This is a genomic window from Micromonospora sp. WMMD1102, from assembly GCF_029626265.1.
Classification (GTDB): domain Bacteria; phylum Actinomycetota; class Actinomycetes; order Mycobacteriales; family Micromonosporaceae; genus Plantactinospora.
The window spans coordinates 6,950,901-6,974,899 of sequence record NZ_JARUBN010000001.1 but is presented as its reverse complement, the minus strand read 5'-3'; the positions used below and the strand labels follow the sequence as shown (position 1 = coordinate 6,974,899).

Genomic DNA, 23,999 nt, shown 5'->3' with positions numbered 1-23,999 from the left:
CTGACCCGTACCCGGGTGGGGTTCGGTTCGGGTTCCGGGTGAAGCCGGTTTGAAGCCGCCCGGTGGCACCCTCGGGATCGTCGTCGTGTCCGACGACCGTGTGCAGACGTGACCCGGGGGGAAAGGGTGCCGTACTTCAAGGCGGAGCCGGCCGTCATCCGCGAGTTCGGCGCCGAGATCGCCGGGCTGATCGACGACGCCGAGGCCGCGCAGCGCTACACCGACCGGTGGCTGGAGATAAGCGGCGCCAAGGGGCCGCTCTACCAGACGGTCTTCGATGCCGTCAGCCGGGTCAGGGGGACGCTGACGATCTCCTACGCCCAGCTCGCGAACGTATTCACCCTGTCCGCCGAAGAGGTCGACCGGGCCGCCGACTACTACCAGAACACGGACGTCGCCTCGGCCGAGAAGTTCGACCGGACGTACTGAGCGGGCGAGGAGGAGCACGACCGGCATGGCCGCACCCATCGACGACCTGGTCGAGCCGAAGGCGCAGGACCCGATCCCCGACACCCTGGAGAACGTACTCGGGCTGCCGCAGTACATCAGCCCGTCGTACTGGCTGGGCCGGGCCGCCGAGTTCGTCTGCGGCACCAACCCGTGGCAGTGGCTCGCCGAGGAGCTGACCGGCGACTGGCAGGCGCTACAGACCGCCGGCCAGGCGGTGCAGCATCTGGGCGCCTTCAACGACGCCTGTGCCAGCACCGTCAACTCCGCCGTCGCCACCGTCGGCTACGGCTGGGAGGGGAACGCCGCCGACGCCGCCGACGAGTACTTCAGCGGGATCTCGAAGGTGCTCCGGGGGCAGATCAGCGTCCTCGTCTCGCTCGGCCACCAGTTGGAGACGACCGCGTTCAGCGTCTACGAGACGGCCGGCGCCCTGAAGGGGCTGCTGGAGGGGTTGACCGACCTGCTGATCGCGATCGGGATCGAGATGGCCGCGACCGCCGCCTCGGCGGTGACCGTCATCGGGCCGTTCCTCGGCGGTGCCAGCATCGCCTTCACCGCCGGTCAGGCGGCGGCGAAGTGGCAGCAGATCCTCAGTGTGCAGAACCACCTCTGGAACATCGCCCAGGCGTACACCGGGGTGGTCGCCGGGCTGCTCGGCGAGGTGGAGAACGCCAAGCTGCCGTACCTGCCGTCCCGGGAGTACGACCACCCGGCGGTACGGCCGCCGAAGGAACCGCCCGTCTCGCACCACCGGGAATGAGCCGGAGGACCAGATGACCCGACCGAACAAGCAGGACGAGCAGGACGAGCCGATGCTGGACGTGGCCGGGGGCGACCCGGCGCTCTCCCGACACCTGCGCGAGTCGCTGAAGGTGCTCAGCGAGCGTACCGACGACCCGGAGTTCCGCCGGCTCGTCGCCGACGTACTCGCCGGCCGGCGCGGGCTGCGCGAGGCGGCCGGCACACCGGTCTTCGCCTCGGCGGTCGACGCGCGGGTGGACCAGTTCATCGAGCGCTGGGCGGAGATCCCCGAGGAGGAACGGGCCGAGCTGGCCGCACAGGGCGAGCGGGAGTTCGCCGCGCTGCGCGAGCGGCTGGCCTGGGAACGCCGGGACCGGGAACGCTGGCTCCGCGACCACCCCGACGGGTACTGACGGCACGCGGGGACGACACCGTCGAACCGCTGCCTCGCGGGTACGTGCTCTGGCCGCGATCGAGAGCCACAGCCGATGTGAGTGCGCGTTTTAGATGTGGCTACTCCGGCGTGTGGAAGGTGCGTCGGGGTTGGCGGGTGGCGGGTCCGCCGCGGGCGAGGTAGCCGAGCATGCCGTTGATCGCGGCCCAGCGGATCATGTGTTCGGAGACCTCCGGGTGGGTTTCGTAGTCCCGTGCCAGGCGGCGGTGGAGCATCAACCAGCCGAACGTGCGCTCTACCGGCCAACGGCGGGGGATCAGCACGAATCCCTTCTGCCCTTTGGGTTTGCGGACGATCTCCAAGGTCAGCTTCAGGAACCGCTGGCACCAGTCGACGAGTACACCCGCGAAGCCGCCATCGGCGAGGACGTATCGGACTCCGAGGGCGTGGTAGAGGCTCAGCAAGGTGCCCTTCGCGCCGTCTCGGTCCTGCACGCTCGCCGCGACCACGCACACCACGAGCAGCAGCCCCAACGTGTCGGTGACGACGAACCGTTTCCTCCCACTGATCTTCTTGCCCGCATCGTAGCCCTGGGTGGTCGTCGGGACGGTGTCGGCGGTCCTGACGCTCTGGGAGTCGATGATCCCCGCACTCGGTTGCGGGTTGCGGCCCTGGCTGATCCGGACCTGTTCGCGCAGCTCGTCCAGGATTCTCTCGGTGGCGCCGGTCTTGTTCCACTGCCGGAACCGGCCGTACACGGTCTGCCACGGCGGGAAGTCCGCTGGCAGGTACCGCCAGGCGCAGCCCGTCCGCACCACGTACAAGATCGCGTCAACGATGGCCCTGCGGGAGTGCTTCTCCGGGCGGCCCATCCACTTCGGCGGCGGTAGCACCTGCTCGATGAGCGCCCACTGTAGGTCCGTCAGGTCGGAGGGGTACCGGCGCGATCGATCCATACCGGCACATCGACCACTGCCTCACCTACCGACGCACACGCCGTGCGACCACATCTAAAACGCGCTCTTACAATCACTGCGGCAACACTCGCGTGGTTCTCCGGGCGACGGATTTCTGGGGCACGGACTACTATCCGTGTGTGGGGCCAGGGGAAACCCACCTGGGTCACCTTTCGACGTGGGTCATCCGGTACGCCGTATACATCGGATACACCTGCTGAAACCCTCTTCGGAATGTCCGGCAGATACCGGTGTGGACCGCGCGGAGCAACGGGCAGCCACGCCGGTATCTGGGCCGGGGCCGATCGCAGGAACAGCCGTTCCGTAAGTACTCCGACTCCGGACGCCCCTCCCGCACGGCAGCCTGCTTGATGACCCTCAGGTCAACCTTGCTGCCTCGCTCCCAGTCAAGGTCGACGGGTTCGGCGTCGTCGCACTCTCGTGCTGAGTCGCCCGCCGCCGCATAGATCACCTGTCGAGTATCGGCCGGTCGGCGGGTCGCCGCCAACCAGTGCCGGGGCCTGCCGGGCGTTGCAGACGCTGACAACGCAACCCTTCACTGTTCGGACGGATACGAACCCTTGAGGTGAAAATCTCGAGGTCGTACCCGATCCTGCCGCCTACACTCGGCCGGTGATGAAGGGGCGCTTCGTTGACGATGGGCGGCGGCTGGCCCGCTTTTCCGGTGAGTTCGTCGTTCAATGCCCGCAGTGCCGCGCGGCGGCGAGGGTCTCGCGGGAATGGGACGGCGCCGGGCGGACCTGGCGGCCGGCGGCAGTCGCCTGCGTGACCTGTGGGTTCTCGCGCCGACAACACAGGCCCGCCGGCTGTGAATGTGGCCACTGTCGACGCCACCTCCCCGACAGCTGGGCTGGTCCGGCAGTCATCAGCATGCGGCAGCGGTGCGGTCACTGCGGGCGCCGGATGTACGTGGATCGCCAGGTGAAAACGGCGCCGAAGCATCGATTCGTCACCCTGCACTGCGACGGCTGCGGTGCCACGACCAACGCGATCTACGAGTTGCGTCCGGTCATGGTGCCCGCAGCTCTGGTGGACAACTGCTTCGGTCTGCCGTTGTGGCTGCAGACCCCTTGCGCCGGTCACACATTGTGGGCCTTCAACACGCATCACCTCGATTACCTCAAGGAGTTCCTGCGGGCCGGGCTTCGAGAACGGCACGGCACGGCGAACGCCTCGGTGGTGTCCCGACTGCCCGGCTGGCTGAAACAGGCCAAGCACCGGGGCGAGGCACTGCGTGCTGTCGAGCGCCTTGAACGACTGCTCCTGCCCTGAAATGTGGCGGCCGACTGCATCCAGTCCAGATTGCCCTGGTTCAGATTGCCGATGATTGAGGGCGCTGAGTCGGAGGTTGAATCGGGGACAAATCGGCATAAAAGTGTCGAGAGGTCTGCTTGTCGCCAGAGCCACGGTACCTTGAGGTTGGCAGCCGGCCACGATTCAGGAGGTGTGTATGACTGTCGAGATGGTCGCGCCGGCCTGGATGCATGAGCAGGTCACGGCCGAGCAATACGCGACGTGGACAGAAGAGCAGTGTGTGGGCATCGAGATCGTGGATGGGATGGTCCTCGTGAGTCCGAGCGCCTCCAAGCGGCATAACCGCCTGGCCAGGCTTCTGGCGAACGCCTTGGACGCCGCTGCGGGGCCTGATTGGAACGCCGACACCGACTTCGATGTCCGGCTCCAGGACGTGCCGCTGAACAACCGTCGTCCTGACGTCACGGTCTACCGGGCGGACACCATCGACGTCACTCCGACCCGGCCCGAGCACGTGCTCCTCGTGGTCGAGGTGGTCTCTCCTGGCTCGGAGACGACCGATCGGATCGTCAAGGCTGATCAGTACGCGAGGGTTGGCATCCAGTTCTATTGGCGTGTCGAACAGGCCCTGACCGGGGCGCCTCTCGTCTACACGTACGTTCTCGACCCGGCGACCGGACGCTACCGCGATGGCGAAATCTTCACCGGCGTCGTGAAGTTGACCGTGCCCTTCTCTGTCGAGGTCGATCTCAACCAGATTTGACTTCTAGTCCCAACGCCGTTCAGTTAGGGCGGTGGCTGGTTGGTCAAGGGTCGTTGGTGATGACGTCGATGCTGGTGGTCGCTTTGTAGGTGCGGCGGTCGACGTTCGGTCCGCGGGCTTGGTATTTGGAGTTCGAGCGTTTGATCATGCGGGTCTTCGTGCGGACGCGGCGGTCGGGCAGCTTCCCGAGCGCCTCGACGTGCGTCTGACCGCCCCGGCTGACCAGGGCGACGAGCCCGGGAATCCTCCTGGACTCGACGTGCCGGGCCAGCACGTCGCGCAGTCTGCGCAGCCCTGACTCGGAGAAGCCCCTGTTGCCTGTGTCCATCGTGTATCTCCCTGCGTCCAGTGTTCCGATCTGCGAGACCTGACCCGCGTGGCCCTGATGGCCCCGGTGAGCTGGGCTCGCAACGTCGGTCTTGCGGCAGCGGCCTGCCGTGACGTATGTGCCTGCACGGCGATGTTAACGAAACCATAGTAGCGTTAAGCGTGTTCAAGGTGGCACCGCAGCACCGCTAACGCAACCGTCGTTTTCTTAACGCCTCGATGGGGGTGGGCAAAAGAGAACGTGGTTGCGTTAAGCTAGCTGGACAGGACGCCGATCACCCGAGAGAGGAGCCGCTCTTGTCCGACGACCGCCCGGCCCCTGGAACAGTGCGACCCCGCGGGCGCACCGAACGTGTCCGCGCCGCCGTCTTGGCCGCCACCCGCGCCGAACTGGAGGCCCACGGGTACCCCGCCCTGAGCATGGAACGCGTCGCGGAGATCGCCGGAGTCGCCAAGAGCACCGTGTACCGTCGATGGCGCGACCCGGTTGGCCTACTCGCCGAACTCCTCCACGACCTGTCCATGGCCGAGGTGCCCCTGCCGGACACCGGTTCGATAGAGCTGGACCTGCACGGTTTGGCGTTGGGTATCTACCGCTTCTACACCCACCCGGCCTGGCGTCCGATAATGCTCGGCCTGATCGCCGCGGGCGTACACGACCCGCGAGCCGCGCAGGCGCTGCACGATTTCTTCCAGGCCCGCAACGACCTGGCAGCCGAGCTCGTGCGACACGCCATTAAGCGCGGGGATCTACCCACCGACACCGACCCGGTAGAGGTGATCCGAACTCTCGGCGCACCCTTCTATTACCGGATGCTCGTCACCCATGAACCGATCGACGAAACCGTCGCCGAACAGGCCGCAGCGGCCGCCGTCGCCGCAGCGAAGGCCGGAACGTGTTCGACGCGATGACCGCGCGCTGGCGGACCTAAACTCGCAGCACCGGCACCGGACCTGCGTGGAGGTCGCCGACAACCTTCCCGGTCGGGTGCTGGTCCGGGACAGCAAGGACCGGCAGGGGCCGGCGCTCACCTTCGAACCGGAGGCCTGGCGGGCCTTCGTCCGGCTGACCCGTGAGGGCGCCTGACGCTGCTCAGTCCACGCTGGGCAGTGGCGGCCCGAGTACGTCGTCGGCGTCCACGATCGTGTACGCGTACCCCTGCTCGGCCAGGAAGCGCTGCCGGTGTGCGGCGTACTCGGTGTCGATGGTGTCCCGGGAGACGACGGTGTAGAAGTGCGCCTGCCGGCGGTCCGCCTTGGGTCGGAGCACCCGGCCGAGCCGCTGCGCCTCCTCCTGGCGCGACCCGAAGGTGCCGGAGACCTGGATCGCCACCGCCGCCTCCGGCAGGTCGATGGAGAAGTTGCCGACCTTGGAGATGACCAGGGTGGAGACCTCGCCGGCCCGGAACGCGTCGAAGAGGCGTTCCCGTTCCTTGTTGGTGGTGGAGCCCTGCACGATCGGCGCGTCGAGCGTCTCGCCCAGCTCGTGCAGCTGGTCGATGTAGCCGCCGATCACCAGCACCTGGTCGTCGGCGTGCCGGTCGACGAGCGCCTTCACCACCGGCAGCTTGGTCCGGGCGGTCGCCGCCACCCGGTAGCGCTCCTCCGGCTCCGCGACCGCGTACGTCATCCGCTCGGCGTCGGTGAGCGTGACACGCACCTCGGTGCAGTCGGCCGGGGCGATCCAGCCCTGCGCCTCGATGTCCTTCCACGGCGCGTCGTACCGCTTCGGGCCGATGAGCGAGAAGACGTCGCCCTCCCGGCCGTCCTCCCGGACCAGCGTGGCGGTCAGGCCGAGCCGGCGGCGGGCCTGGAGGTCGGCGGTGAACCGGAAGATCGGCGCCGGCAGCAGGTGCACCTCGTCGTAGATCACCAGGCCCCAGTCCCGGGCGCCGAACAGGTCAAGGTGGGTGAAGGCGCCGCCGCGCCGCGCGGTCAGCACCTGGTACGTCGCGATGGTGACCGGGCGGATCTCCTTGCGCTCGCCGGAGTACTCCCCGATCTCCTCCTCGGTCAGCGAGGTGCGGGCGATCAGCTCCCGCTTCCACTGCCGGCCGGCGACGGTGTTGGTGACCAGGATCAGCGTGGTCGCCTTCGCCTCGGCCATCGCGGCGGCCCCGACCAGGGTCTTGCCGGCCCCGCAGGGCAGCACCACCACGCCCGACCCGCCGGCCCAGAAGGTCTGCACCGCCTCCCGCTGGTAGGACCGCAGCTCCCAGGCCGGCTTCCCGTCGGCACCGGCGGTGGCCAGCTCGATCGGGTGCGCCTCGCCGTCCACGTAGCCGGCCAGGTCCTCGGCCGGCCAGCCCAGTTTGAGCAGCGCCTGCTTGAGCCGACCCCGCTCGGACGGGTGCACGACCATCGTGTCGTCGTCGACCTTCGCGCCGAGCATCCCGGCCAGCTTCTTGCTCTTGGCGACCTCGATCAGCACCATCCGGTCCACCGCGCGCAGCACCAGGCCGTGTGTCGGATGCGCGACGAGTTGCAGCCGGCCGTACCGGTCCATGGTCTCGGCGACGTCGACGAGCAGCGCGTGCGGCACCGGATAGCGGGAGAACCGCAGCAGCGCGTCGACCACGCCCTCGGCGTCGTGCCCGGCCGCCCGCGCGTTCCACAGGCCGAGCGGGGTCAGCCGGTAGGTGTGCACGTGTTCCGGCGAGCGCTCCAGCTCGGCGAAGGGCGCGATCGCCATCCGGCAGGCGACCGCGTCCGGGTGGTCGACCTCCAGCAGCAGGGTCTTGTCCGACTGCACGATGAGTGGTCCGCCGCTCACGCTCACGCCCTTCCGTTCCGGGTCGGGCGTCCCACGCGCCGACCCTCAAGTCTTGCACGACGCGGATCAACCCGGAAAAATTCTTCACCTGGTGCAACCAGAGCGGTACTCCCGTGCGTCTAGCTGTCGACGGCTTCTGGGGAGGGCAGATGGTACTGGCGCGTCATGGCACCGGTCTGATCACTCTAGCGGCGGTCGTCCTGTTCGGCGCCGGTGCGTGCGCGTTTGATCCGCAGTCGGACCAGTCGGGAGCAGCTGGAGGGCTCCCGCCGGTCGAGGTGGCGGAGGACGCAACGGGGGCGAGCGCGCCGCCCGCGCCGGACCGGGAAGCATCGGCCACCCCGAGTCCGCGTACCACCCCGCCCAAGCGGGCACCCGGCACCGGCACGCCGACGGAGAAGCCGAAGAAGCCGGCCAAGAGCGGTTCGCCGAAGGCGCCGACCGGCTGCCCACAGGGGGAGCGGCAGCGCGAGGTCGAGGGCTACCTCGCCCGGCTCGGCGGGTTCGGCCGGGTCACCGTCGACGGCCGGCAGTCCGCCGCCGACTGCGCCGCGATCAAGAAGTTCCAGCGCCGCTACGACATCCGCCCCGCCGAGGGCCGGGCCGGGCCGACCACCGCCGACGTCGCCCGCCGGCTGGCCCGCACCGACACCGGGAAGTGCAGGACCGGCAGCGGTACGACGTTCTGCGTCGACCTGACCCTGCAGACCGTCTGGGCGATGCGCGGCGACACGGTGGTGATGGCGCCCACCGTCACCCGCACCGGCATGTCCGGGTACGCCACCCCGGCCGGCACCTACAAGGTCAACTTCCGGAACACCAGGGAGTGGTCGGACCCGTACGAGGTGTGGTTGCCGTACTGGCAGCGTTTCGTCGGCGGGATCGGCTTCCACGAGACCACCACCTACCTGCACAACAAGGGGATCGGGTCACACGGCTGCGTCAACCTGCTGCCGGCCGACGCCCGGCGGATGTGGCAGCTCGGCAAGGTCGGCACCCGGGTGCACGTGCTGGGGCGGCGTCCGGGGACCTGACGTGACATTCGGGCGGTGAGCCTGTCATATCAGCCGGCCAGGTGCGAGTCTGGACTATCGGACGCAGACGCGGCGCGGCGGGAGGTTCGCAGATGTCGGTCGACGGCGAGGTGAGGTCCGAGACAGGCCCCCCGTCCGATCCCGCCCCCGCACCGGCACCCGTCTCCCGGGCCACCGTGCTGGCGTACGCCGCCGTGGCGGTGCTGCTGGCCAGCTGGGTGCTCTTCGGCTGGCTGGTGCAGCAGCAGGGCTTCGTCAACTCCCTCGGCGAGGGGCTCGGCGCCGCCTTCACCCTGCTGCTCATCGTCTCGGTCGTCGGCTCGGTCCGCCAGCACCGCCGCGACTGAGGTGTAAGGAAGGGCCCCCGCTTATCGCTTTCTGTTGTAGAAGGGCCCCCTCCTAACAGCTCACTCGTCGAGGACCGCCGCCGTGATCCGGTGCAGGGCGAAGGTGTGCAGCATCTCGGTGCGCTCGTCCTCGGCCCGCAGGTAGCCGGCGCCGATCGACACCGGCCGGACCAGCCGGGACGCGGTGGCACCGTGCGCGTCGACGTAGCCGACCCAGACCAGCGCCTTGTCCCGGACCGCCTGCTGGAGCACGGCAAGCGCCTGGGTGTGCGCGTGCGCGGCCGGCAGCCCCGGTCCGGCGGCACCCGGCCGAGCGGCACCCCGGACCGTACTCGGCGCCCGGCGGGCCGCCCTCGCCGCGGCGTCGCCCCGACGGACCTGCTCCACGATGCCGAGCAGCCGGGGCGTGGAGAGCCTCGGCTTGGCCAGCGGGTCGCTGCCGCGGTTGGCCACCGAACCCCGGGCGGGTGCCCAGCGTATCTTCGGCCGGGTCAGCACCGTCGCCCCGGTGGCGTCCTCGGAGACCGGCGCGTACCCGGCCTCACGCAGCGCCGCGAGCAGCCGCCCCACCAGGTGCGGGGTGGTGAGGACGGTCGGCGCGAGCCGGCGCAGCGACATCGGGGCGAGCCGCCGGTCGGCGAGTACCTCGGTCAACAGTGCCTCGTCGTCACTGCGCAGGTACGCCCCGGCCGAGCCGACCCGGAGCCCGCCGTGCTTGCGGGCCACGTCGTCGATCAGATAGGTGAGGCCCTGCGGGACCGGGGTCCGGGACCGGCGTTTGAAAAGTGTGTGCAGGTCCTCGGCCGCATAGCCGGCGTCCAGCGCCCGGCGCACGCTCGCCCCGGTCACCCGGTGCACGCTCGCCCCGCCGGCCGACTCGGGCTCGGCCACGGTGGCCAGCTCGGCGGCGACGGTCGGCTCCGGCGGGCCGGGCACCACAACTGTCAGGTCGGCCTGCACCAGGAAGTGGTCGACCGGCGCCGGCAGCAGCGCGTCCAGTGCCCGGACCGCGGCGGAACCACCACCGGCTGCCCCGGCCGCGTCCGGCCGCACGCCGAGCGGGTCGTCGCCGGACTCGCCGAGCCGGACGTCCCCGGCACTCCACCGGGCCAGCAGCAGCCGGCCGTACGTGGTGAGCGCGCCGAGCCCGGTCACCCCGAGCAGGGCCGCCTCGGCGAGTACCTCCCGCTGCCCGGCCTCCCGACCCAGGCTGCGCCGGGGTGAGCGCCAGGCGAGCAGGTCGACCACCTCGTCGACGCTCGGCGCGGTACCCGGTTCCAGGTCGGCAAGCGTGTCGAGGACGGCCCGGCGCACCGCCGGCGCACCCGCCCGCTCGGCCTCGGCCGAGAGCACCGTGACCGGCCGGTCCCGCTCGTCGCGCTGGCCGACCAGCCCCACCTGGCGGGTCATCCCGAGCCAGGCCCGGGCCAGGTGCTCCCAGCGGTGGGCCAGCGAGCCGTCCCGCCAGCCCTCGTAACCGGCGGCCGGCAACATCTGCTGGTCCGCCCCGTTGCGACTGGTGGCGGCGCCGGGCAGGTCCAGTTCGCCGAGCAGGCCGGCCCCGTACGCCACCTCCAGCAGCAGCGCGGCGGTCGACTCGTCCAGCCCGGTTGCCCGGGCCAGCCGGCGCAGGTCGCGCACCCCGAGCCCGCCGGAGCGGAGTATCGGGGCGGGTTCGGCGGCGAGTTGTTCGAGCAGCGCCTCGGTGTGCCGTACCGCCTCCATCGCCTGCCCGGCCCCGGCCGAGTCGGCGGCCTTCGGCTCCCGGGCCGCGCCCGCGACGGCCGGCGGGGTGGGCCGGAGCGGCCCGAGTGGGCCGGAGTCGCGGCGCAGCAGCAGGCCGATCTCCCGGGGCAGTTCGACGGCGGTCGGCGCCCCGGCCGGGCTGCCCGGCTCGGTGACCGGCACCAGCAGGTGGTTGTCGACCAGCCAGGAGACGGGGGCGGCGGCGCCGGTGCCGGCCGGGGCGGCGGCCGGCAGCGTACCGATCGGCGGGCCGGCGGCGAGCCGGTCCAGGATCGCCCGGGCCGGTGGCGGCGCGGCCAGCAGCGTCCGGCGCAGCCGGGCCGGGTCGGCGACCAGGGCCGCCGTCGCCGGGTCCAGTTCCGCGGCCGGCCGGCCGAGTCCCGCCGGGTACGGCGAGCAGACCTCGTCCACGCCCGGCACGACAAGCAGCGCCTCCTCCGGCCCGTGGAGCAGGAAGAGCGCCCGGAGCCGGTCGACGGCCGACCGGACCGGGGTGCGGTCCGCCCGGCGGTCGGTCCCGACGGCCAGGGTGAGGATCTTCTCGGTCGACGTCTCGCCATGATCTGCGTCACGGCTGAGCCGGGCCGCGTCCAGGATCCGCAGGGTGAACTCGTCGAGCCCGTCCAGGGCGCGGGCCACCGACACCCGGGACTGGGCGCGGACCGCCAGGGCGGACAGATCGGTCGGTACCGGCACGGCGAGATCCGGACGCAGCCGGAACAGGGCGGCCAGCGCCTCGTCGGGCAGCGCCCGCAGGTGATCGGCGAGTGTGGTCATCGTCTTTCCACGCTATCCGGCCGGGCGCCGGTCGCGCCTGTCGGTCGTGTGCCTTTGCCCGAGCGGAACGCGGGCGGTCGCCACCCAGCATGCGATCATGGCCGCGTGACTGCCGCTGCGGTCGGGTTCGACCTCGACATGACCCTGATCGACACCAGGCCCGGCATCGCCGCCGCCTTCCGGGCACTCACCGCCGAGACCGGGGTGTACGTCGACACGGACCTCGTGGTGAGTCGGCTCGGCCCGCCGCTCGCCACCGAGCTGCGGAACTGGTTTCCGGCCGACCAGCTGGACGAGGCCGTCCGGCTCTACCGGTCGCTCTACCCGGAGTACGCGATCACGGAGTCCCGGCCGCTGCCCGGCGCGGTCGAGGCGATCGCCGAGCTGCGCGCGGCCGGTCTGCGGTCGATGGTGGTCACCGCCAAGCACGGTCCGCTGGCCAGGCTGCACCTGGAACACCTCGGCATCCGGGTGGACGAGCTGGTCGGCGATCTTTTCGCGGCCGAGAAGGCGACGGCGCTGACCACGCACGGCGCGGAACTCTACGTCGGCGACCACGTCGCGGACATGCTGGCGGCGCGGGCCGCCGGCATCCCCGCACTCGGTGTGACCACCGGCTCGCACGACGGTGACGACCTGCGAGCGGCCGGTGCCGACCTGGTGGTCGCGGACCTTACCGGATTCCCACAGGCGCTCCGGCGGTTGATGCGGCTAGCCTTGTGAGGACAGCAATCTCATCAGGGAGTCGAGGTTTCAGGTGCCGACGGGTCGAGTGAAGTGGTATGACGCGGCCAAGGGCTACGGGTTCGTCACCAGTGACGAGGGTGGCGACGTGTTCCTGCCGAAGGGCGCGCTGCCGGCTGGTGTCACCGACCTGAAGGGCGGCCAGCGGGTCGAGTTCGGCGTCGTGGACAGCCGCCGGGGCGCGCAGGCGCTCGGGGTGAAACTGCTGGACGCGCCACCGTCCATGGCGGAGCTTCGCCGCCGGCCGGCGGAGGAGCTGCACGGCCTGGTCGAAGACATGATCAAGGTGCTGGAGGCGAAGGTCCAGCCGGACCTGCGCCGGGGCCGGTTCCCGGACCGGAAGACTGCGCAGACGGTGGCTCAGCTCGTCCACGCGGTCGCCCGCGAACTGGAGATCTGAGGGGTCAGCCCGGCAGCCGCGGCCCGGCCGAGCAGGGCGTCGACCGCGGCCTGCCCCTCGGCGCCCAGCTCGGCGGTGAACTCGTTGACGTAGAGCGCGATGTGCCGGTCGACCACGTCGCGCTCCATCTCCTGGGCGTGCGCGAGCACGTACTCGTCAGTGCCGGCCGGGTCGGCCCAGGCCCGGCGTACCGAGTCGCGGATCCAGCGGGCCGCCTCGGCGGGGTCGACGGCACCCCGGCGAGCCAGGATGGCGCCGAGCGGGATCGGCAGGCCCGTCTCGACCTCCCACCACTGTCCCAGGTCGACCAGGGCGGTCAGCCCGTACCGGGGGTACGTGAACCGGGCCTCGTGGATGACCAGCCCGGCGTCGTAGCGGCCGGCCGCCACCCCCGGCATGATCTCCTGGAACGGGACGACCTCGATCCGCGCCGGAGGTCGCCGCGCCGACCAGAGCCGGAACAGCAGGTACGCCGTCGTCCGGTCGCCCGGCACCGCCACGGTCGCCCCGGTCAGGTCGGCGAGACCGCCCCCGCCGCTGCCCGGTGTGCCGCCGCTGCCCGGTGTGCCGGCCGCCTGGTCGCCCCGGGTCAGCACCAGCGGACCGCAGCCCCGGCCCAGCGCCCCGCCGCAGGGCAGCAGGTGGTAGTCGTCGAGCAGCCACGGCAGCGCCGCGTAACTCACCTTGACCAGGTCGTAGGCCCCGCGTTCGGCGGCGGTGTTTGTCACGTCCACGTCGGCGTAGGTCACGTCGACCGCAGGTGCGCCGGGGACCAGCCCGTGCACCAGGGCGTGGAACACGAAGGTGTCGTTGGGGCAGGGCGAGATCGCCAGGGAGAGCGCCACGCTCCAACGCTAACCCCGGCGCCTCCCGCCGCCACCCTGCCGTCCCCGCCCGGTTGGCCAGGTCACGTCCGCCGCAATTGGCCGCACCCACGCGTGCGGCCTGCCGATCGGGCCCGCCCCACGCCTGCCGATGGGAGCCCGCACGTCGAGCTGTCGATCGGCAGCATCCGCATGTCGAGGCTGCCGAGCGGGACTGACCGCAGGTCTAGGCTGCCCGAGCGGTACTACCTTCCACGGAGACTGTCGAGCTGGGTGCACAAACGGGGCAGCCAACTCCTGGCGGCCTGGCGGCCCGCCGGCGGCCGGCGCGGCGGAGGCTCAGCGGGCGCACAGGCGGGGCAGCTCGACAGTCTCCGAAACAGGAGTTGCCCGGCCGCGCTCCCAGGTTCGGTGAGTGGTTGTGGCGGAAGTTATCCACAGGGTGCGCTGTTGTCCACAGCCCGCTGAAGCGGCCTTGGCGGGTGCGGCGGGGCCTTGGATCATCGATCCCCATGACACGGCAGAGCGAGCCGCCGCGCCTCGACGAGCCGCTGGATTCTGATCGGCCGCTGGATCTCGGCGGGCTGCTCCGGAGGCTTCGGCGGCGGGCCGATCTCAGCCAGCGTGAGCTGGCCCTCCGGGCGGGGGTGCCGAAGAGCACGGTCTCGCGGATCGAGGCGGGCCGGCCCGGCAACCCGAGGTTCCGCACGGTCGAGCGCCTGGTGCTGGCGGCCGGCGGCACGTTCGGGCTCGGCGGCACGTTCGGGCTGGATGACCTGCCCGCGCATCCGCACGAGCACCGCCGCGACGAGGGCGGCCGGCGCTACCCCGCGCACCTGGACGTGCGGGACGTCCACGGGCCGAAGGACTGGCCGGGAGCGTGGTGGGCGCACTGGTACAACCTGCCGCCGGAGCAGTGGCCGCTCAGGGTGCCGGAGGCGACCTTCGACCTGTGCCGGGAGCGGCGGGACCGGCGACGCTGGCGCGAGGAGATACGCCGCCGGGTGCGGGTGCGCGCCGTCACCGGGGCTCTCCCGCCGGACGCTTGGCAGTGGGTGGCCGAACTGCCCGACGGTGAGCTGATCGGCGAGCTGCGGGCGCACCTGCGTGGCCGGCACCCGGTCGAACTCGGTTGCCCGGGCGAACCGGACCAGGAGGTGGTGCTGGACGGAGTGGTCGTCGTCGCCCCGTGCCGAGGGCTCGGTATCGGGCGCCTGCTCTTCGCCGAGCTGGTGGCCGAGATGGACCGGGTCGGGATCCGGGTCGCTCGGGCGGTGACCGAGTTCGACGGCGTGGAGTTCCTGGTCCGCTGCGGGTTCCTGCCCGAAGCGAGCCGCCCGGTCCGGCTGAGCCTGCACCGCCCCGGCTGACCTCCCGGTCAGAGCTTCGGGCCGACCGTGCCGAAGGCGGTGGTCAGCGCCGCGAAGGCGTCGCCGATCCGCCACGCCGACCGGTCCCGGGGGCCGATCGGGTTCGAGATCGTACGCAGTTCGGCGAAGGGGAGACCGGCGGCGACGGCGGCGCTCGCCACCCCGTACCCCTCCATCGCCTCGGCCACCGCGTCCGGGTGCCGGGCCAGTAGGGCCGCCGTGGTCGCGGCGGTGCCGGTCACGGTGCCGAGGGTGAGGACCGCGCCGGTGACCGCCTGTGGCAGCCCGGCCCGCAGCACGTCCAGCAGGCCCGGGTCGACGGGCAGCGTGCTGGTGCCGAAGCCCAGCTCGTCGAGGGGAAGGAAGCCCTCCGGCGACTCGGCGCCGAGGTCGGCCGCGACGCTGCGGGTCGCGACGACGATCCCGCCGACCGGGGCGCGGCCCGGGAAGCCGCCGGCGATGCCGGCACTGACCACCGCGCGGTACGGCCGTCCGGCCGCCTCGGCCAGCGCGATCAGCCGGGCGGTCCCGGCGGCGGCCGCCGCCGGCCCGACCCCGACCGGTTCGACGGTGACCGCTTCGGCGACCAGTCCCGCACGTACCGCTTCGGCTTCGGCGGCGACCGCCGTGGCCACGAGTACTCCGTCGCCCACTACGTCCCCCGGTTCTCCCGGCGCGAGCCCTCCTCGCCGGTCCCCGGGCTGGGTACCGCGGACGACGGTCGGTAGATGTGGTAGCCGGGCGGCGCGAGCTGCGGATCCTCGTCGCGGTCGTCCGGTCTGCCGTCGGGCGGCTCGTCGCCGGTCCGCCGGGCCATGGCGGGGGCGGGGGAGGTGGGTGCCGGATCGCCACCGGGCCGTCGGTCGGCCGGACGCTCCCGCTCGGCCCGTCGGTCGGCCGGCGGCTCGCGGTCGGGGCGCCGCTCGACAGAGTGCTTGTCGGTCGGACGGTCCGGTGCGGTGCCGCTGGCGGGCAGAAGATCGGCCTCGGCCATCGCCCGCCCGGAGAGCCGCTCGCGGCGCAGCCGGGTGGCGGCGACGAACGCCCAGACGGTGCCGGCGGCGGCGAGCCCGGTGAGCAGGCCCACTCCGATCCGGCCGTCCAGCGGCACCAGACCGAGGCCGCCGCCGGCCACGAAGGCGAGCATCAGCACCGTCTCGGAGTGCGCGAACCCGGTCGCCCGGAGCCGCTCCGGCACCCGTTCCTGGATGGAGGCGTCGACGGCCAGCTTCGCGATGCCGCTGATCACGGCGGTGACCAGGCAGAGCAGGGCGACAAGCAGCAGCGAGAACCGGAGCGTGGCGAGGATCCCGACCACGGTCACCAGGACCAGCCCGCCGGCCTGGAGCGCGACCGGTCGGTGGATGCGCAGCCGGGTACCCACGGCGGTGGCCAGGAACGTCCCGACGCCGAGCGCGCCGCCGACCGCGCCGAGCGCGACCTCGGCGCCGTGCTGCCGGCCGAAGAGTTCGGTGTCGAGGTCACCGCCCTTGATCGCGAAGGCGAGGAAGAGCAGCAGAAAGCCGTAGATGCCGCGCAGGGTGGCGCTGCCGACCAGGGCGCTGATCACCAGTCGGCCGCCCGGCCCGCTGCGGCTGAGCGCCCGCTCCCGCCCGTTCCGGCCGGGACGGAGTGCATGGAAGGCCCTCGGCACCGTCTCCGGCGGGTCGGAGTCGGCCCGGGGTGGCAGCCGCAGCGCGATCACCATGCCGACCAGGAAGATCAGCGAGGCGACCCGGAGCGGCCACTGTGGACCGAACCAGAACGCGGCCAGCCCGATCGGCAGCACCAGACCGCCGGCGATCGAGCCGTAGACGCTGGCCCGGGCGCCGGCCTGGGAGAGTCCGATCCCCTCTGGCAGCAGCCGGGGCACGGCCGCCGACCGGGCCACCCCGTACGCCCGGGACAGCGCCAGTACGCCGAAGGCGGCCGGGTAGAGGCCGAAACCGTGGATGTAGTCCGAGATCAACCAGGCCAGGAAGGCCCGCCCGAGCATGGTGGCGGCCAGGGCGTAGCGGCGCCCGTGCCGGAAATGGTCGAGCAGCGGTCCCACCACCGGGGCGAGCAGCGCGAACGGCACCATGGTGACCAGCAGGTAGAGCGCCACCTTGCTGCGCGCCTCGCCGAGCGGGGCGTTGAAGAAGATCGTCCCGGCCAGGCCGATCGTGATCAGCGTGTCCCCGGCGCACGAGGCGGCGTGCAGGTCGAAGAGCCGGACCATCCCGGTCTCGCCGCCGGCGCCCCGGGCGCGTACCCGGGCGACCCGGCGGGTCGTCCAGCGGGCACTGCCGAGCGAACCCCGGAAGAGCAGCCGGACGGCCCGGATCGCCGTACCGACGACGTGCCCGGGGACCGACCGCCCAGAACGGGTGAACAGCGGCATGAGCACCATCCTTGCCCATCCGGCCGGCGACCGTCGCCACCTGTGCGGAGATATCTCTGTGGGAAGGCGCGGGGAGTGCCGCCGACCCGTCGTCAAGGATAGGCAACAATGGGTGGGTGACCAGGAGCAGCACGGCCCGAGCCGCCCGCCTCGACCAGGTCTGCGCCAGCGCCGTCGACGTGGCGCGGGAGGGCATCACCGAGGTCGACCCCGCCGACATCGGCGACCACCAGGGAGTCATCGCCGAGGGCGACCGGCTCGTGACGCACCTCTTCGAGTGCCGGCTGCCCGGCTACCAGGGCTGGCGGTGGGCGGTCACGGTGACCAGGGTGCCGCGCAGCCGGCACGTCACCATCTGCGAGACGTTCCTGCTGCCCGGCCCGGACGCGCTGCTGGCGCCGAGCTGGCTGCCCTGGCAGGAGCGGCTCCAGCCGGGCGACCTCGGGGTCGGCGACCTGCTGCCCACCCCGGCCGACGACGAGCGGCTCGCCCCCGGCTACCTGCTCTCCGACGACCCGGCGGTCGAGGAGACGGCCTGGGAGCTGGGCCTCGGCCGGCCCCGGGTGATGTCCCGGGAGGGCCGGATCGACACCGCCCAGCGGTGGTACGACGGCGACCACGGCCCGAGCGCGCCGATCTCGGTGGGTGCCCCCCGGGCCGCCCGCTGCGGCACCTGCGGCTTCTACCTGCCGCTGGCCGGCGCGCTGCGGCAGTCCTTCGGGGTCTGCGGAAACTTCTTCGCCCCGGACGACGGGCGGGCGGTCAGCGCCGACCACGGCTGCGGGGCACACTCCGAGACGATGATCGAGTCGGTCGAGACGCCTGTCGAGGAGCTGCCGACGATCTACGACGACAGCGAGGTCGAGGCGATGGCGGTCAGCCGGGCGCCCGGCTCGGTCGAGGCCGCCGAGCCGCCGGAGCCGTACGGGCACGGCTGAGCGGGCACGCCCCGGCGGCGGATCGGGTCGGGCGGGTCAGCGGGCGGCGCGGCGGCGACGGCGGTTGGCGTCGTGCCGGAGCATCACGGCCAGCCCGGGGAAGCCGACCAGGGAACCGGCCAGACAGGTCCAGAGCCAGTGCTCGCGGCCGGTGTCGGCGAGCCACTCCCGGAAGAAGACCAGCAGTACCAGACCGACGACCGCCCAGATCACGATCCCGGCGACGGCGAACGGGACCATCGGCGGGTCGAGCGGCTCGATCAGCTGCTTCTCCTCCGACACCGCTCAAGGGTACGGGCGGGCCGGTCGGGGTTGGTAACCGGGAAGGTCTTTGCCGGTAACGGGTGATCTGGGACGATGCCCCGATCGACGATCACCCGAGTACGCTCGTACACCCCCTGCGAGGACGCGATGGACAACGTCCCGACGAAGCCGGCCGGACGACCCGGCGCCGGTAACGCGTTCGACCGGTACTTCGAGATCACCGCCCGCGGCTCGACGGTGAGCCGGGAGGTGCGCGGTGGTCTCGCCACCTTCTTCACGATGGCCTACATCGTGGTGCTCAACCCGCTGATCCTGGGCAACGCGGTCGACGGCGACGATGCCCGGCTGGCCATTCCGGCGCTGGCCGCGGCGACCGCGCTGGTCGCCGGGGTGATGACCGTCCTGATGGGTGTGGTGGGCCGGTTCCCGCTGGCGGTGGCCGCCGGCCTCGGCGTCAACGCCCTGGTGGCGTACGAGATCGCGCCGCAGATGACCTGGGCCGACGCGATGGGCCTGGTGGTGATCGAAGGTGTGATCATCGCCGTGCTGGTGTTGACCGGGCTGCGTACCGCCGTGTTCCGGTCGGTGCCGACGCAGCTCAAGACCGCCATCGGGGTGGGCATCGGGTTGTTCCTGACCATCATCGGGCTGGTCGACGCGGGCTTCGTCCGGCGGCCGGAGTCGGGCACCGTGCCGGTCGGCCTGGGCATCGGCGGCAAGCTGGTCACCTGGCCGGCGCTGGTCTTCGTGCTCGGGCTGCTCTTCACGTTGGTGCTGGTGGTACGCCGGGTCAAGGGTGCGATCCTGATCGGCATCCTCGCCTCGACCGTGCTGGCGATCGTGGTGGAGGCGATCGCCGGAGCCGGCCCGTCGGTGGTGGACGGCAAGCCGAACCCGGCCGGCTGGTCGCTGAACGTGCCGGCGCTGCCGGAGCGGGTGGTGGACACTCCGGACCTGTCCCTGCTGGGCCAGTTCGACCTGCTCGGCTCCTGGCAGCGGGCCGGGGTACTGGTGGCGCTGATGTTCGTCTTCACGCTGCTGATCACCGACTTCTTGAAGAGTAAGTGTCTTGCGCCTAGTCTGCAAGGGTGACAACGGCAGACTTTTACGGGAGAAAGTCCAACCGCGACGACGGGCAGTCCGTCGCCGGTCAGGAAGCGGAGTTCCGCGACGACTGCGAAGACCAGGGGTTCGATGTCGGGCGGATCTTCGCCGACCCGGACCGGTCCGCGTCCCGGTACGCCCGACGGCCACGACCCGACTTCAACGAACTGCTCACCCACATCCGCTCCGGCAACTGCCAGATGCTCTCCATGTGGGAGTCCAGCCGAGGCAGCCGAGACGAAGTCGAGTGGTTCACCTTCCTGCGCGACTGCCGCAAGCAGGGCGTACCGATTCGGATCATCTCCCACGACCGGACCTACAACCTGAACGTCCGCCGGGACTGGCGCACCCTCGCCGACGAAGGGGTCGACGCGGCCGACGAGTCAGCGAAGATCAGCGAGCGCACCCGCCGAGGGAAGCGGATCGCAGCCAAGCAGGGCAAACCGGTCGGCCGCCTGGCGTACGGCTTCGCACGCGTCTACGACGAACGCGGCAAGTTCCTCGACCAGGTGGCAGACCCGGCAGAGGCGCCGGTTGTCCGGGAGGTGATCCAACGGATCGCCAAGGGTGAGCCGTACCGGCAGATCGCCATGAGCCTGAACGACCGGCAGATCGCCCCACCACAACGCCCCTGCGACCCAGGCTGCGACCGGGACCACAAGCACATGAAGCTTGGGCAGTGGACCGACCGGCAGGTGAGGCAGCTCGCAACCCACCACAGTTACGCCGGCCTTCGCGTCCACCAAGGCAAGGTCATCGGCAAGGGTGTCTGGAAGCCGCTCGTTGACCTCCAGGTGTGGCAGCGTGCCTACGACCGGGTGACCAAGTCGCGGGGCCTGCACAACGATTCGAGAAGCAGGCATTGGCTGACGGGCGCGGTTCGGTGCAGCGAGTGCAACCACACCCTGCGCTCGGTCACCCGCAACAACAACGGCGGGTACGCCTACCAGTGCCGCAACGCCGAGTGCTTCAAGGTGTCCGGGTCCGCGCGTGGGCTTGAGGAGGTTATCGAGGGGATGATCCTCGCCTGGCTCGACCGGCCAAGTTCGAGGCGGATCTTCCAGCAGGATGGCGACAACACCGCGCTACGGGCAGCCGAGGCCGAAGAACAACGCCTACGCGACCACCTGAACACCTTCTACAGCCGGGCCGCCAACCCGGCCGCCGGCCTGTCCGCCGCCGGGCTGGCCGCGATCGAGGCCGAGTTGCTGCCACAGATCGACGCCGCCGCCGCCAAGGTGAAGCGGCTGTCGACCCCGCCTACCCTGGTGGCGCTCGCCGACGTCGACATCGTTTCGGAGTGGGCCAACCTCGGTCCGCTCGTGCGTCGGGACGTCGTGCGGGCCATCGCCGATGTTGTGTTGGTCCCCGGCGGCCGGGGGGCGGGGCCGAGGTTCGATCGGTGGAGACTCGCCGGTTCCCGGTACCACGGTGACGAGAAGACTTGGGGCGATCACTGGAAAGAGCAGCAGTGACCTAGTCGCCGCCGCCTTCCTCGTCCCGCCGCTGCATCTCGCGGATGATCTGCTCAAGCTCCACTAGGAGCTGAACATCGAACCGGGCTCGGCGGCGGCGGACGTACATCGCCAAGCCATCCTGATCCTCCTGAGACAACCCAGAACGGGCAATGGTCAGTATCTCTCCCGGAGACGCGGACCCGAGGATCCTCTCCTCCATGTCGTACCGCTCCCGGGGGGAACTCAGGACGTCGGCCCACAAATGACCGAAGCTCCGAACCCATGCCACCTGATCATGGAGAAGTTGCAGCCTCCTACGCACAACCTCCCTGTCGACCGCAGACGTGGGGATCGGAGAGTCGCTGTCGTACGGTGCGAACACGTCTTCCCCGGTCGGTGGGTCCGGCATCTCGGGAGCATCCAGCGTCCCGACCGCCTTGCCCATGTGGCCGGCGCGATGTTCCGGATCGACATCGGAGCCGATCGGTTTGACGGTGAGTCCGAGTTCCAGAAGGTCGTCGAACAGCAAGGCAACGTCACGAGGCTTACCGGCCCTGCGGATGAAGCGGGTGACCTTCTCGAACGCGACCGGCAAGTGTGGGGGTTGTTCGCCGATGGCCAAGATCAGTGCCATGAAGTCGGCGATGTTCCGACGTCGCTCCAGTGCCTCCGGGGTGATCTCGTCGTCGACCAGCGCCTTGCCGATCCGAGAGAGCGTCTCGGCACCGAGCACCTGAACGGGGACGGGGGACAGGGGCAGGGGGAAGCTGGGACGCCATCCGACGGCCGCCTCCAGCGCCTTCAAGGACCCGGCGCTCATAGCCTTCCCCGCCTCGGCGTTCCGCACGGTGCCCCGAGATACGTTCGCCAGCTCGGCTAGTTCCTCTTGGGAGAACTCCAACTCCTCGCGGCGTAGCCGTAGCCGATCACTGAACGGCAAATCTGCCATGTCCCTACGCGGCCCAATCTGCTCGGACCGATCCCGTCGGTGCTCCCCAGCACGCACAGCGATAACCCCCTCTACGTGGAACTTGGCAGACCGTACAGGGTATGACCTGCGCAAGCGTGGCCCAAGCATGACACCTGCCTGCCGCAAGGATGACCCAACGGACGGCGCACTGATTATCGCGCCGCATCTAAAGTTGACCACGATTTTGCAAACTTAGCCAGATCATGGCAGACTCAACGATCGTGAGAGAGGCACGAGCAGGAGCCCGAGGCCCACGACTGAACCGGCACGCGTTGCGTGCGCTGCGCCTCGAAACCGGGCTGACACAAGTCGCTTTGGCCAGGCGTTCCGGTGTCGACGACACCTACATCTCCCGGCTCGAAGCTGGCCGCCGCGTATGGCCGGCCATCCGTATCACGCAGGCGCTCGCGGCGGCACTCAACGTGCCGACTGATGCCCTGCTCGCTGCTGACCGTGGGGTGGTCAACGATGACCACCGCTGAGATCCCAGAGTGGGCGCGAGCGGCGGCTAAGAATGCCCCGGCAGCCACGCCGAGTCAGGTTGACGCCCTGCGCGCACTGTTCGGAGTGGCACAACCAGCGCGCGAACTCCACCGAGTGGACGTCCGCCAACCGCGACCGCCACGAGACGTCGCCGCCTAGCCGGGCGGCAGAAAAAGCTGGCCGGCTCGGTGTCCTACCACCGGCCGGCCGGAGAACCCGAAAGGGGTCCATCTATGTCCGGGTCCATTAAATCACAGGTCATCCGTTACGTCAGCGGAACTCCCGTCGACCGCGACGCCCACAACGAACTCGTTGCCCACCGCCTCGACCTTCACGCCACACAGCCGCTCGACCCCAACGACATCCGCCTCGTCCTGCACACCTGGCCGGACGACAACCGGACCTGTCACCGCTGCGGCGGCCCGTACGAGAGCGAAGACGGCCCGTACGACGGTGAGTACGACGACGGCGGCCCGACCCACGTCCACCTCGTCCTCGGCGAGACGTCACCGTCGATCGCCACGGCGCTCTGCCGGATCTGCGTCCAGATCGCCGACCACGAGTACGGCGCCGCCCTCGTCGCCCTCCGGGACGCCCTCGAAGAGATCCACTCCGCCTTCGAGTTGACGCCCGACAACCGGCTCCGGCAGATCAGCGCCTTGGCCATCAACGCCCTCGGGCTTCAGATCGAGGCACACCGAGCCGCCGAGCAGGAGCGGTACATCCGGCTTCACTCGGTTCCGACCGGAGCCGACCTGTGACCGGCGGGATGACCCCGATCGGGTTCCTCACCGCCCAGGGCGTCACCGACGAGATGGGCGAACTCGTCACCGTCTTCACCCAGCGGTACCAGCTGGCCCACCACGACAAGCACCACACCGACAGCGGCATCGTCGTCTACGACCAGGGCCTAGCCGCCCGGGTCTTCGACGAGATGGTGACCGAGGTGTGCCGCTGGTGCGACGCCAGCGAGCCCGGCTTCGACGAAGACGGCGCGTGCACAGTCTGCGAGACGTTGAAGGCACGCCGGTTCGTGCTCTCCAGCCGTCTGCCGATCACCCTCGGCTACGGCGACAAGGTCACCTGCGGGGACTGCGGGCGGGTCCGGACCGTCCAGGGCCACCACGTCGAAGTGAGCGTGCCACCGCTGAAGGTGCTCCGGCTGTGCCGGCCGTGCGCGATCAAGAACCCGATCTACGTGGCGTGGCAGCGAGCCGCCGACGTGTGCGACGAGATCGACGAGCTGATGCAGCAGGCGTTCGACCAGCGGCAGCGGGACCTGATCGCAGCCCACCTCGGAACCGTCGCGTCGTGGTTCTCCCGCTGGCGCTGGCCGCAGGACGACTCCGACGACGGCAACCCGTCGACCGACTGATCCTGATGCACCACCACCTGAACACCAGCCCCGAGACCGGGACCGGCCGGGACACGTCGCCATCAAGTGGCGGCCGGGGCGCGCTGGGGAGCGAACCACTTGAA

25 protein-coding genes and 2 pseudogenes are annotated in these 23,999 nt (G+C 70.8%); 18 read left to right on the top strand and 9 right to left on the bottom strand.

What is annotated here, in order from left to right; translation table 11 throughout:
- Nucleotides 1–108: 108 nt before the first annotated feature.
- Genes O7626_RS31585 through O7626_RS31575 form a run of 3 tightly spaced genes read left to right on the top strand, consistent with a single transcriptional unit; the run spans nucleotide 109 to nucleotide 1,604 of the window.
- Nucleotides 109–429, top strand: coding sequence for a type VII secretion target (locus tag O7626_RS31585; RefSeq protein ID WP_278064674.1), 321 nt, complete (start codon nucleotides 109–111; stop codon nucleotides 427–429).
- A gap of 25 nt (nucleotides 430–454) precedes the next feature.
- A complete protein-coding gene (locus O7626_RS31580; protein ID WP_278064673.1) occupies nucleotides 455–1,210 on the top strand; it encodes a hypothetical protein in 756 nt (251 codons plus the stop codon).
- Nucleotides 1,211–1,223: 13 nt separating this feature from the next.
- Nucleotides 1,224–1,604, top strand: a complete 381-nt coding sequence (locus O7626_RS31575; protein WP_278064672.1) for a hypothetical protein — start codon at nucleotides 1,224–1,226, stop codon at nucleotides 1,602–1,604.
- A gap of 100 nt (nucleotides 1,605–1,704) precedes the next feature.
- Here O7626_RS31575 and O7626_RS31570 read toward each other — a convergent pair whose 3' ends face one another.
- Nucleotides 1,705–2,541, bottom strand: coding sequence for an IS5 family transposase (locus O7626_RS31570; RefSeq protein WP_278064671.1), 837 nt, complete (start codon nucleotides 2,539–2,541; stop codon nucleotides 1,705–1,707).
- Between the two features lie 942 nt (nucleotides 2,542–3,483).
- On the opposite strand from O7626_RS31570, the gene O7626_RS31565 reads away from it, so the two are divergent.
- Both O7626_RS31565 and O7626_RS31560 read left to right on the top strand, forming a co-directional pair.
- A complete protein-coding gene (locus tag O7626_RS31565; protein ID WP_278064670.1) occupies nucleotides 3,484–3,834 on the top strand; it encodes a hypothetical protein in 351 nt (116 codons plus the stop codon).
- A 178-nt stretch (nucleotides 3,835–4,012) separates the two neighbouring features.
- Entirely contained in the window at nucleotides 4,013–4,579 is a 567-nt protein-coding gene (locus O7626_RS31560; protein ID WP_278064669.1) for a Uma2 family endonuclease, read from the top strand.
- A gap of 43 nt (nucleotides 4,580–4,622) precedes the next feature.
- Here O7626_RS31560 and O7626_RS31555 read toward each other — a convergent pair whose 3' ends face one another.
- On the bottom strand, nucleotides 4,623–4,907 hold the full coding sequence (locus O7626_RS31555) for a hypothetical protein (RefSeq protein WP_278064668.1): 285 nt from the start codon (nucleotides 4,905–4,907) through the stop codon (nucleotides 4,623–4,625).
- A 368-nt stretch (nucleotides 4,908–5,275) separates the two neighbouring features.
- On the opposite strand from O7626_RS31555, the gene O7626_RS31550 reads away from it, so the two are divergent.
- Together O7626_RS31550 and O7626_RS31545 are read left to right on the top strand one after the other, a co-directional pair.
- Nucleotides 5,276–5,818 carry a TetR/AcrR family transcriptional regulator gene (locus O7626_RS31550; protein ID WP_278064667.1) on the top strand — a complete coding sequence of 181 codons (543 nt, stop codon included), beginning with the start codon at nucleotides 5,276–5,278 and terminating at the stop codon, nucleotides 5,816–5,818.
- Nucleotides 5,815–5,993: pseudogene (locus O7626_RS31545) on the top strand (DUF397 domain-containing protein). The gene O7626_RS31550 and the pseudogene O7626_RS31545 overlap by 4 nt, the downstream one beginning before the upstream one ends.
- Before the next feature lie 6 nt (nucleotides 5,994–5,999).
- Here the strand turns inward: O7626_RS31545 and O7626_RS31540 are convergent.
- Nucleotides 6,000–7,679, bottom strand: a complete 1,680-nt coding sequence (locus O7626_RS31540) for a DNA repair helicase XPB (protein WP_278064666.1) — start codon at nucleotides 7,677–7,679, stop codon at nucleotides 6,000–6,002.
- A gap of 149 nt (nucleotides 7,680–7,828) precedes the next feature.
- Between O7626_RS31540 and O7626_RS31535 the strand changes: the two genes are divergently transcribed.
- A complete protein-coding gene (locus O7626_RS31535) occupies nucleotides 7,829–8,713 on the top strand; it encodes a L,D-transpeptidase family protein (RefSeq protein WP_278064665.1) in 885 nt (294 codons plus the stop codon).
- A 92-nt stretch (nucleotides 8,714–8,805) separates the two neighbouring features.
- Nucleotides 8,806–9,060 (top strand): hypothetical protein, encoded by a 255-nt coding sequence (locus tag O7626_RS31530; RefSeq protein WP_278064664.1) that lies wholly within the window; start codon nucleotides 8,806–8,808, stop codon nucleotides 9,058–9,060.
- 60 nt (nucleotides 9,061–9,120) lie between these two features.
- Here O7626_RS31530 and O7626_RS31525 read toward each other — a convergent pair whose 3' ends face one another.
- Nucleotides 9,121–11,583, bottom strand: coding sequence for a helicase-associated domain-containing protein (locus tag O7626_RS31525; protein WP_278064663.1), 2,463 nt, complete (start codon nucleotides 11,581–11,583; stop codon nucleotides 9,121–9,123).
- A gap of 105 nt (nucleotides 11,584–11,688) precedes the next feature.
- Here O7626_RS31525 and O7626_RS31520 point away from each other — a divergent pair, with 105 nt between their 5' ends.
- Both O7626_RS31520 and O7626_RS31515 read left to right on the top strand, forming a co-directional pair.
- Nucleotides 11,689–12,306, top strand: coding sequence for an HAD hydrolase-like protein (locus tag O7626_RS31520; RefSeq protein ID WP_278064662.1), 618 nt, complete (start codon nucleotides 11,689–11,691; stop codon nucleotides 12,304–12,306).
- Between the two features lie 34 nt (nucleotides 12,307–12,340).
- Nucleotides 12,341–12,727, top strand: coding sequence for a cold shock domain-containing protein (locus O7626_RS31515; RefSeq protein ID WP_101368382.1), 387 nt, complete (start codon nucleotides 12,341–12,343; stop codon nucleotides 12,725–12,727).
- Here O7626_RS31515 and O7626_RS31510 read toward each other — a convergent pair.
- Complete coding sequence (locus O7626_RS31510; RefSeq protein WP_278064661.1) at nucleotides 12,688–13,572, bottom strand: 1,4-dihydroxy-6-naphthoate synthase; 885 nt, start codon at nucleotides 13,570–13,572, stop codon at nucleotides 12,688–12,690. The genes O7626_RS31515 and O7626_RS31510 overlap by 40 nt on opposite strands.
- Nucleotides 13,573–14,063: 491 nt before the next feature.
- On the opposite strand from O7626_RS31510, the gene O7626_RS31505 reads away from it, so the two are divergent.
- The gene (locus tag O7626_RS31505) at nucleotides 14,064–14,921 is read left to right on the top strand and encodes a helix-turn-helix transcriptional regulator (RefSeq protein ID WP_278064660.1); all 858 of its coding nucleotides are present in this window, start codon (nucleotides 14,064–14,066) and stop codon (nucleotides 14,919–14,921) included.
- An 8-nt stretch (nucleotides 14,922–14,929) separates the two neighbouring features.
- Here O7626_RS31505 and O7626_RS31500 read toward each other — a convergent pair whose 3' ends face one another.
- Together O7626_RS31500 and O7626_RS31495 are read right to left on the bottom strand one after the other, a co-directional pair.
- Complete coding sequence (locus tag O7626_RS31500) at nucleotides 14,930–15,574, bottom strand: futalosine hydrolase (RefSeq protein WP_278064659.1); 645 nt, start codon at nucleotides 15,572–15,574, stop codon at nucleotides 14,930–14,932.
- The gene (locus O7626_RS31495; RefSeq protein ID WP_278064658.1) at nucleotides 15,574–17,304 is read right to left on the bottom strand and encodes an MFS transporter; all 1,731 of its coding nucleotides are present in this window, start codon (nucleotides 17,302–17,304) and stop codon (nucleotides 15,574–15,576) included. The genes O7626_RS31500 and O7626_RS31495 overlap by 1 nt, the downstream gene beginning before the upstream one ends.
- A gap of 98 nt (nucleotides 17,305–17,402) precedes the next feature.
- Between O7626_RS31495 and O7626_RS31490 the strand changes: the two genes are divergently transcribed.
- The gene (locus O7626_RS31490) at nucleotides 17,403–18,242 is read left to right on the top strand and encodes a DUF3027 domain-containing protein (RefSeq protein ID WP_278066399.1); all 840 of its coding nucleotides are present in this window, start codon (nucleotides 17,403–17,405) and stop codon (nucleotides 18,240–18,242) included.
- 36 nt (nucleotides 18,243–18,278) lie between these two features.
- Here O7626_RS31490 and O7626_RS31485 read toward each other — a convergent pair whose 3' ends face one another.
- Nucleotides 18,279–18,482 (bottom strand): DUF2530 domain-containing protein, encoded by a 204-nt coding sequence (locus O7626_RS31485; protein ID WP_278066398.1) that lies wholly within the window; start codon nucleotides 18,480–18,482, stop codon nucleotides 18,279–18,281.
- A gap of 171 nt (nucleotides 18,483–18,653) precedes the next feature.
- Between O7626_RS31485 and O7626_RS31480 the strand changes: the two are divergent.
- Both O7626_RS31480 and O7626_RS31475 read left to right on the top strand, forming a co-directional pair.
- Nucleotides 18,654–19,559 (top strand): annotated as a pseudogene (locus O7626_RS31480) (NCS2 family permease); the annotation flags it as partial.
- Between the two features lie 35 nt (nucleotides 19,560–19,594).
- Nucleotides 19,595–21,085 carry a recombinase family protein gene (locus O7626_RS31475; RefSeq protein ID WP_278064657.1) on the top strand — a complete coding sequence of 497 codons (1,491 nt, stop codon included), beginning with the start codon at nucleotides 19,595–19,597 and terminating at the stop codon, nucleotides 21,083–21,085.
- A gap of 1 nt (nucleotide 21,086) precedes the next feature.
- On the opposite strand, the gene O7626_RS31470 is transcribed toward O7626_RS31475, so the two are convergent.
- Complete coding sequence (locus O7626_RS31470) at nucleotides 21,087–22,016, bottom strand: helix-turn-helix transcriptional regulator (protein WP_278064656.1); 930 nt, start codon at nucleotides 22,014–22,016, stop codon at nucleotides 21,087–21,089.
- A gap of 293 nt (nucleotides 22,017–22,309) precedes the next feature.
- On the opposite strand from O7626_RS31470, the gene O7626_RS31465 reads away from it, so the two are divergent.
- The 3 genes from O7626_RS31465 to O7626_RS31455 all read left to right on the top strand — a co-directional run bounded on the left by O7626_RS31465 (nucleotide 22,310) and on the right by O7626_RS31455 (nucleotide 23,895).
- Complete coding sequence (locus O7626_RS31465) at nucleotides 22,310–22,519, top strand: helix-turn-helix transcriptional regulator (protein WP_278064655.1); 210 nt, start codon at nucleotides 22,310–22,312, stop codon at nucleotides 22,517–22,519.
- 234 nt (nucleotides 22,520–22,753) lie between these two features.
- Nucleotides 22,754–23,281, top strand: a complete 528-nt coding sequence (locus O7626_RS31460) for a hypothetical protein (protein WP_278064654.1) — start codon at nucleotides 22,754–22,756, stop codon at nucleotides 23,279–23,281.
- Complete coding sequence (locus O7626_RS31455; RefSeq protein WP_278064653.1) at nucleotides 23,278–23,895, top strand: hypothetical protein; 618 nt, start codon at nucleotides 23,278–23,280, stop codon at nucleotides 23,893–23,895. Before O7626_RS31460 ends, O7626_RS31455 begins: the two co-directional genes overlap by 4 nt.
- Nucleotides 23,896–23,999: the final 104 nt, after the last annotated feature.

Coding starts and splice junctions, on each gene's coding strand:
- O7626_RS31555 (WP_278064668.1), bottom strand. CDS start 4,907: ATGGACACAGGCAACAGGGGCTTCTCCGAGTCAGGGCTGCGCAGACTG.
- O7626_RS31535 (WP_278064665.1), top strand. CDS start 7,829: ATGGTACTGGCGCGTCATGGCACCGGTCTGATCACTCTAGCGGCGGTC.
- O7626_RS31525 (WP_278064663.1), bottom strand. CDS start 11,583: ATGACCACACTCGCCGATCACCTGCGGGCGCTGCCCGACGAGGCGCTG.
- O7626_RS31470 (WP_278064656.1), bottom strand. CDS start 22,016: ATGGCAGATTTGCCGTTCAGTGATCGGCTACGGCTACGCCGCGAGGAG.
- O7626_RS31505 (WP_278064660.1), top strand. CDS start 14,064: ATGACACGGCAGAGCGAGCCGCCGCGCCTCGACGAGCCGCTGGATTCT.
- O7626_RS31570 (WP_278064671.1), bottom strand. CDS start 2,541: ATGGATCGATCGCGCCGGTACCCCTCCGACCTGACGGACCTACAGTGG.
- O7626_RS31530 (WP_278064664.1), top strand. CDS start 8,806: ATGTCGGTCGACGGCGAGGTGAGGTCCGAGACAGGCCCCCCGTCCGAT.
- O7626_RS31575 (WP_278064672.1), top strand. CDS start 1,224: ATGACCCGACCGAACAAGCAGGACGAGCAGGACGAGCCGATGCTGGAC.
- O7626_RS31485 (WP_278066398.1), bottom strand. CDS start 18,482: ATGGTCCCGTTCGCCGTCGCCGGGATCGTGATCTGGGCGGTCGTCGGT.
- O7626_RS31495 (WP_278064658.1), bottom strand. CDS start 17,304: ATGCCGCTGTTCACCCGTTCTGGGCGGTCGGTCCCCGGGCACGTCGTC.
- O7626_RS31580 (WP_278064673.1), top strand. CDS start 455: ATGGCCGCACCCATCGACGACCTGGTCGAGCCGAAGGCGCAGGACCCG.
- O7626_RS31460 (WP_278064654.1), top strand. CDS start 22,754: ATGTCCGGGTCCATTAAATCACAGGTCATCCGTTACGTCAGCGGAACT.
- O7626_RS31560 (WP_278064669.1), top strand. CDS start 4,013: ATGACTGTCGAGATGGTCGCGCCGGCCTGGATGCATGAGCAGGTCACG.